This is a genomic window from Pseudorhodoplanes sp., assembly GCF_050250235.1.
In the GTDB taxonomy this organism is placed as follows: domain Bacteria; phylum Pseudomonadota; class Alphaproteobacteria; order Rhizobiales; family Xanthobacteraceae; genus Pseudorhodoplanes.
The window spans coordinates 1-3,563 of sequence record NZ_JBFWPA010000295.1 but is presented as its reverse complement, the minus strand read 5'-3'; the positions used below and the strand labels follow the sequence as shown (position 1 = coordinate 3,563).

The 3,563-nt window shown below is 58.5% G+C and carries 4 protein-coding genes and 1 pseudogene; all 5 read right to left on the bottom strand.

From position 1 onward, the window contains the following. Positions 1-178: 178 nt before the first annotated feature. A pseudogene (locus tag AB7F49_RS38980) lies at positions 179-556 on the bottom strand (deiodinase-like protein); the annotation flags it as partial. A gap of 12 nt (positions 557-568) precedes the next feature. Beyond that, a complete protein-coding gene (locus AB7F49_RS38975; protein ID WP_428533275.1) occupies positions 569-955 on the bottom strand; it encodes a hypothetical protein in 387 nt (128 codons plus the stop codon). Between the two features lie 5 nt (positions 956-960). Continuing rightward, positions 961-1,422, bottom strand: a complete 462-nt coding sequence (locus tag AB7F49_RS38970; RefSeq protein WP_428533272.1) for a DUF302 domain-containing protein — start codon at positions 1,420-1,422, stop codon at positions 961-963. Positions 1,423-1,641: 219 nt separating this feature from the next. Then, positions 1,642-2,625, bottom strand: a complete 984-nt coding sequence (locus AB7F49_RS38965) for a Bug family tripartite tricarboxylate transporter substrate binding protein (RefSeq protein ID WP_428533269.1) — start codon at positions 2,623-2,625, stop codon at positions 1,642-1,644. Between the two features lie 103 nt (positions 2,626-2,728). Further along, positions 2,729-3,563, bottom strand: an 835-nt coding sequence (locus tag AB7F49_RS38960; RefSeq protein WP_428533266.1) for a Bug family tripartite tricarboxylate transporter substrate binding protein, incomplete at its 5' end; no start/stop codon positions are given.

The window sequence follows — 3,563 nt, the reverse complement described above, 5'->3', positions numbered from 1 at the left end:
CGCGGAAGTCGCCGCGACCGGCAACGATCATGCAAGCGGCCGACCGCAGACGAGCTCGACCAACACGGATAACGCCTGCGCCGGGCGAAGGGAGCGAAGTTGAGCCGGAACTTGATGTCGGGGACATGAGGCGAGATCTGCCCCGCGGAAAGGCGGGGCAAATCTCAAGGATGTTGCTTCATCCGACCAGCTTCTTGACGGCCTCTTCGAATGCCTGGTCGTCCCAGCCAAACGGGCCTTTTTTACCGGCGAAGGCGATCTTGCCGTCAGCATCGACCAGGAACATCCGCATCGGCAGGCCGACGTACTTGTTGTCGACATCATTGTCGATGCGGTCGATGAGCATCGGCATTTGAATGTCGAGATTGATTTGGCACGCTGAAGCGACTTCAGTGCGCTCCGCGTCGGTCCGCGGCTCGTCGTAAATGATGTTCTCGATCAGATTATTCGGCACGCGCCAGCCGTCATGCGGGTGCGCTTCCCGGATATACACGAGGTAGAACCGGACCCGATCTTTGTAGGTAGCGTAGAGTTCGTTAAGGCGCACGGCCTTATTGCGGAAGGGGGGTCAAGTGTACGAACCGAAGATGATGCCAACCGGAGTGCCGCGAAGTGCCGACAGTTGGACTTTTTCGCCGGTTCGCTGTCGCTGCCGGTCCAGCACATCGGCAACGAAATCGGGAGCCTCGCTTCCGACCTTGGGAACGATCGCTTCGCGCGCCTTCTCCTCGGCCATATGAGCCTCGAACTCAGCCTCGGTGATATCGGAAATCTGCAGCCACACCTTGCGCCGCTCCGCCATGTCCATGGCGCTGTATTCTTCAAGGGTAACGGGGCTCACGGGGATGTTGCTCGGCATCTGCTCTCTCCTTATGGAATTTTTCGGCGTCTGGGTAGGATAGATTGCAGTTGGTTTGCAGGGAAGATCGGCGTCCCGGCTAACTTTGGCGCGCATGCTTGTCAATTGGCGCGGACTGCCTCATTGGTCAGTGCATCGAGCGCCTGCTCCATCGCGGAAAAGGTCTTATCGTTGTCCGAGATCGCATAGTCGCTCTTCAAGACGTTCGGTTTCAAGTATGCGATCCACACCTGACCGGATCGGTCGCGCCAGGCCAGAACCTTCATCGGCAAATCGAGGCCGATCTTCTGATTCGATCGCATCAGAGGCGTGCCCAGCTTCGGATTTCCGAAAATCAGCAGTTGCGTCGGTTCCAATTTTTCGCCGACCTTTTCTGCCGCCGATGCGTGATCGACGCGTGCCACGATTGAAATGCCGCGTTGCTTCAATGCGTCGGACAGTCGGTCCAGGGTCACCGCGACGGAGTGGGGGCTCTTTTTTGTAACGAATCGTTCCTGTGCGCTCGCAGCCGAAGGAGCAGCGACGATGATGAACAGCGCGACGAGCGAAACGAAACGCTTCATGTCCAACTCCGGGTTGAGCAAACGGAAAATATCAAGTTGCGAAACCACTTTCCGGGGTACGTGGTGGGTCCGAAACGCGCTCGGGCATGGATCGACAATTCAATCTTCGCTCAGCGGTCGGCAAAGGTTACACGCAGATTCGGAAAATTCGGCGTACCCCGCCCCGAATTCGCATCGCACTCCCTTTCCAAGCAAGCCAAGGCGGTGCCCGGCGCCCCCTCACTTGAGGCCCGCAGCTTTGACAATTGGCCACCATTTATTGGCTTCGCTCTTCTGGAACGCAGCAAGAGCTTCCGGCGACCTTTGCTCGGCCGGAAACAGTTCGTGGCCAAGCTCGATGAGGCGCTTGCTTACGGCTGGATCAGCCAATGCATCGGTCACGGCCGCGTTAAGCTTGGCGACAATGTTTCTCGGCGTACCCTTCGGTGCCCAAAGCCCCATCCAGATCGAACTGTAAAATCCTGCCAGGCCCGCCTCGTCCGAGGTCGGCACATCCGGCACTCCCGCCAGCCGGTTCTTCGCCAGGACCGCGTAGCCATTGATCGTCCCAGCCTTCACCAGAGGTATGGAGAGCGAGGCAAGATCGAAGATCATATCGATCCGACCGCCAATCAGATCCTGCATTGCGAGGTTCGTGCCACGATATGGAACGAATGCAAATCGAGTATTGGTGATCCGTTGAAACAGAACGCCGGCCAAGTGATTGGTGCTTCCCAGGCCCGTGGTTCCTTGAGTCGCCTTGTCCGGATTTGCCCGCAACCATGCAATCAATTCCCCGAGGCTTTTCGCGGGCAAGTCCTTCCTTGCGACAATCATCAGAGGCTGGCTCGACAGCAGAGCGATCGGCCCGAAGTCGGCCAAAACGTCGTATTGCAATGTCATGGTGGCGGCGTTCAGGACGTGGGTCCCGGAGGTCCCGAGACTGAGTGTGTACCCGTCGCTCGGCGCTCGCGCGACCCGCCCAGGCCCGACGCTGCCAGCCGCGCCGCTCACGTTCTCGACGACTACAGCTTGTCCCAATGATCCCTGCATCCGCTCAGCGAGCAGTCGGCCGATGGTATCGACTGCTCCGCCGGCCGGGAACGGTGCGACCAGGGTAATCGGACGCGTGGGATAGGCTTGCGCCCTGGCGCCACTCGGATGGGCGAGAAGTGCCGCCGAACCGCTCACAAGAGCAAGAGCTTCACGACGCGAAACTGGCATTTCGCTCACTCCAATGTGTGTCGAACGCACGAATGAGACCACCATTAGGCACAGGAGCGCCAAGCATTGCGCTTCACTACCCGTCTAGCACGCTCTCGCAAGATCAGCGTTGCGGAATTTTGGCATCGGCGACCACCTTTTTCCACTTGGCGATCTGTGTGTCGACCAACGTCTTCATCTCTTCGGGCGAGCTCGAGGCCGGATTCATTCCAAGGCCTCGAAGCCGTTCAAGAGCCGCGGGGGACTCGAAAACCGAACGAACCGCCGTGTTAAGCTTTTGCACAACCTCCGGTGACATACCGCGTGGCGCGGCGAGGCCCATCCAACTCTGAACGTCGTACCCCGGAACTGTTTCTGCAATTGACGGGATTTCAGGAAAACTCGGCCACCGCACTTTGCTGGTCACGCCAAGCACTCGCAGAGCCCCACTCCTGTAGTGCGGCTCGATGACCGACATCGAATCAAATGACATATCAATCTGACCACCGATGAGATCGGTTACCGGCGCGCTGCCGCCACGATAAGGTACATGAGTCATCTTAATTTCTGACAACGCCGAGAATAGTTCGCCGGCAAGGTGTTGGGTGGAGCCGACGCCAGGCGACGAGTAGGTGAGCGCTCCGGGAGATGCCTTCGCCGTCCTGATAAGGTCGACGAGCGTCTGGATTGGCTTGTCCTTGCGAACCGCAACCAGGAACGCAAAGTAACCATACGTCGAAATCATTTGAAAGTCGTCGATCGGACTGAACGGTAATGACTTGTAAATAGCCGCCGAGACGGCATGGCCGCCTGTCATCGACATCAGCGTGTATCCGTCGGGTGGAGACTGCAGCAGACGGGCTGAAGCGGTATTGCCACCTGCACCGGGGCGAGGTTCGACAACGACAGGCTGATTGAGCCGGGAGCTCAACCCCTCAGCAAAGACCCGAGAGATGATG

Excerpts from the sequence above, each read along its gene's own strand:
- AB7F49_RS38975 (WP_428533275.1), bottom strand. The coding sequence starts at position 955 with ATGCGCGCCAAAGTTAGCCGGGACGCCGATCTTCCCTGCAAACCAACT.
- AB7F49_RS38970 (WP_428533272.1), bottom strand. The coding sequence starts at position 1,422 with ATGAAGCGTTTCGTTTCGCTCGTCGCGCTGTTCATCATCGTCGCTGCT.
- AB7F49_RS38965 (WP_428533269.1), bottom strand. The coding sequence starts at position 2,625 with ATGCCAGTTTCGCGTCGTGAAGCTCTTGCTCTTGTGAGCGGTTCGGCG.